A 1,875-nucleotide genomic window follows, 5' to 3' on the forward strand; every position below is an offset into this window, starting at 1 on the left:
AAAACATGGGCGCAGTCATCAACCTTGGCATCACCACAAACCTCGGCATTGCCAAAAACCTTGGACCTACCCAAAACCTCGGCATTACCAAAAACCTCGGCATTACCAAAAACATCGGCACGATCATAAACTTGGGCATTATGATAAATACGAGATTTCCCATAAACCCTTGCACCATAAAAAACTTTGGCATCATCATGAACCTCCGCATTTTCATAAACTTGTGCAAGGATATAAACACATGCATCATCACTAACCCAGCAATTGCCTTCGTGACTTAAGTTACGTTCAAACTGTATAAACCCACCTAAATCACCTTTTTTGACATTTCCAAAATCTCTTAATGCTCTAATTCGGTGTAAAATATGACCGTCAAATTCGATTGTCTCACCAGTAAATTCATATTTCTTTTCTGTAGCCATCATCATCTCCTAAGGCTGCAAACTGTCGCCCGCGCTATCAACGCGGGGGCTTTTGGAAAATTTTGTCATTGGGGTGCTTGCTTGCTCTTCCATTAATCTTTGCAAGCGTTCTGGATAAAAAAAATCATCAGGGCGCAAATCTATCCCATGGGAACGCGCATAATTTAAAAGTCTTTGCTGGTGTTTTGCTGGTATAAAACCACGCCATCTAGAAACAGATGACACATCTCTTTGCACTATGGTTGCTACAGTTTTGAAACCACCTAAATATTTTATGATTAATCTTGAAGGCATATGTAATCTCCATAACAGCGCAATAAATAATTGCACTTTTTACATATGTCAACAAAAAATGCACTTTTAACATTTTTGCATTTTCCGTATTTTTAAGGATAATAATCAGATTATGAGTAGCAATATTGAAAAAAGTATCCAGCAATGGCTAGAAAAAAAATTAGAGGAGCGCGGACACGGTGCTCAAATAGAACTAGCCGCCTATTTGGGAATTCATCAATCCACTATAAGCAGAATGATTAATCCTTACAAAAACGGAAAATCCAGAAGCATAAGTATTGGGGAATTAGTTAAAATAGCTGAGTTTTTTAATGAACCCCCCCCAAATTTCTTCTCTGATGTTGATCAAGAATTTATGAATTTTTATCGTGATCTTTCTGAAGAAAATAAGAAGTCTGTGGTTTCATATATTGAGTTTTTAAGGCAATCAAAAGATAAGTAATGGTTTCTTTTTCTTTCTGAGAAAACTTTTCTAAAAGGTTGGAATCTTGTTCCGCTATTTGCATAATCATATCTCCATAAAGTGTGGATAGTGCATTTTTAAAAAAAACACACCTAACATAAATATGCACTTTTTACATTTTTATGTTGACTATTGCACTTTTTGCATCTATATCCACTCCATATCTTATAAATTAGCTACTGCCAATAGGCGCTATGGAGGCAATTGTGGACAAACCAGTTTTCATAACTTCTAAGGAAATTCTCTTAGTCATTTGCGAAGATGAAACAGAAAACCTCGCGCAATATGGACCTTTCTTCGAAGAAAAAGACATTATCGACTTTATTAATGAAGCCGATAATGCCGGCCAAATCTTCCGCGTTGAACCCGCAACTAACCGGTGTGAAGACATCTCTGAAGAAATCGCTCAATTCTATGTAAACGAGAACAGAGAGCGCCTTAATGAGCACTCTAAGGTTCACAGCTTTATTCGTGAAAGTGAGGCTTTCAATCAACTTTTAGATGATTTAGCTCAAGAAGAATACATTGATAAAGTCTACGGCACTTATGAAGAGCAAAACCGTTTACGACCTTCTGATGTCCTTCCTGACTATCCAAATTACTCAATATATTCAAAGCGCCTCTCATAGCGCACCCTTTTTCAAAAAATTACAACACAAACCAATGCCGTTCTTTTCAAGAGCGACAAAGGAAGAG

General features: G+C 37.1%; 4 protein-coding genes. 2 read left to right on the plus strand and 2 right to left on the minus strand.

Annotation, left to right across the window (positions count from 1 at the left end; translation table 11 throughout):
* The coding region (locus tag PVV64_RS10285; RefSeq protein WP_273760889.1) for a hypothetical protein at positions 1–422 on the minus strand (422 nt) is incomplete at its 3' end.
* A gap of 9 nt (positions 423–431) precedes the next feature.
* Positions 432–716, minus strand: coding sequence for a hypothetical protein (locus PVV64_RS10290; RefSeq protein WP_273760890.1), 285 nt, complete (start codon positions 714–716; stop codon positions 432–434).
* A gap of 112 nt (positions 717–828) precedes the next feature.
* On the opposite strand from PVV64_RS10290, the gene PVV64_RS10295 reads away from it, so the two are divergent.
* Positions 829–1,158: a helix-turn-helix domain-containing protein gene (locus PVV64_RS10295; RefSeq protein WP_273760891.1), complete on the plus strand. Its 330-nt coding sequence runs from the start codon at positions 829–831 to the stop codon at positions 1,156–1,158.
* A 227-nt stretch (positions 1,159–1,385) separates the two neighbouring features.
* A complete protein-coding gene (locus tag PVV64_RS10300) occupies positions 1,386–1,808 on the plus strand; it encodes a hypothetical protein (RefSeq protein ID WP_273760892.1) in 423 nt (140 codons plus the stop codon).
* Positions 1,809–1,875 lie beyond the last annotated feature (67 nt).

This window comes from Bartonella sp. ML70XJBT.G (assembly GCF_028618575.1).
GTDB lineage: Bacteria > Pseudomonadota > Alphaproteobacteria > Rhizobiales > Rhizobiaceae > Bartonella.